Here is a 346-nt window from a genome sequence, read left to right as displayed (position 1 = left end):
CAGCACCTGCGTGTACAGAAATAGCAATGCCGCCAGCGCCTGCCCTTGGGTTGACGCCGAAACACCGCCCTCGACAGCAAGGTGAGTCAGGAAGGCTTCCACTTCCTTGGGTCCCAGATCCCGTGGATGGCGCTTGCCATGAAAGTAGATGAACCGCTTGGTCCAATGGAGGTAAGCTTGCTCGGTGCGGAGACTATAATGCCGCAGACGCAGCGCCTCCCGTATCTGGTCGAGGAGGCGGGGAGGCTTGGGGGGGACGTTCATTCATGGCGGATGAAATAAGCATGTTACATGGCTGTCTCGCACGTTACACTGCGGGTGCCTTGCAGTCGAATTTACGTTAGGC

The 346-nt window shown here is 57.8% G+C and carries 1 protein-coding gene; it reads right to left on the bottom strand.

Annotation, left to right across the window (positions count from 1 at the left end):
• On the bottom strand, positions 1-264 hold a 264-nt coding region (locus tag ACYQ1H_RS15605; RefSeq protein ID WP_460028957.1), incomplete at its 3' end, for a phage integrase N-terminal SAM-like domain-containing protein.
• Between the last annotated feature and the right edge of the window lie 82 nt (positions 265-346).

Source organism: Methyloparacoccus murrellii, assembly GCF_054657115.1.
Note: the sequence above shows the minus strand (reverse complement) of the source record. Positions and strands in the feature narration are given on the sequence as shown.